The 290-nt window shown below is 65.9% G+C and carries 2 protein-coding genes; one reads left to right on the top strand and one right to left on the bottom strand.

The genetic code is table 11. The features are described 5' to 3' along the window. A partial coding sequence (locus tag GV832_RS21805) for a hypothetical protein (RefSeq protein ID WP_227754621.1) occupies positions 1–233 on the top strand: 233 nt, incomplete at its 5' end. On the opposite strand, the gene GV832_RS21800 is transcribed toward GV832_RS21805, so the two are convergent. Further along, a partial coding sequence (locus GV832_RS21800; protein WP_168775642.1) for a transposase domain-containing protein occupies positions 189–290 on the bottom strand: 102 nt, incomplete at its 5' end. The two genes, GV832_RS21805 and GV832_RS21800, sit on opposite strands and share 45 nt — an antisense overlap.

Here is a 290-nt window from a genome sequence, read left to right as displayed (position 1 = left end):
AAGAGCGCGTCCTGGTGCTGAACGGCGCCCTTTACGCGGCCTACCTGGTGGCCATGGTCTTCGCCCGCACCCCGGCCCAGGTCCTGTGGCTGCAGATCCCCAATGCGGTGGCGACGGCGGCGCTGGTCAGCCTGACGATCAGCGTCATGCAGGACACGATCAAGGTAAGCCTCCGGTCTAGGCCGCGGCTATTTGGGTTTCCAGTTCCATGGGAGGAGATCCGGCAGGCGTGACGGTGTGGCGGCCGGTAGTTTGGCGAGGACGTCTGCGAGCCAGGCCTGTGGGTCGAT

The sequence above is a fragment of the Stagnihabitans tardus genome (assembly GCF_009925085.1).
GTDB lineage: Bacteria > Pseudomonadota > Alphaproteobacteria > Rhodobacterales > Rhodobacteraceae > Stagnihabitans > Stagnihabitans tardus.
This window is presented reverse-complemented; position numbering and strand designations above follow the sequence as displayed.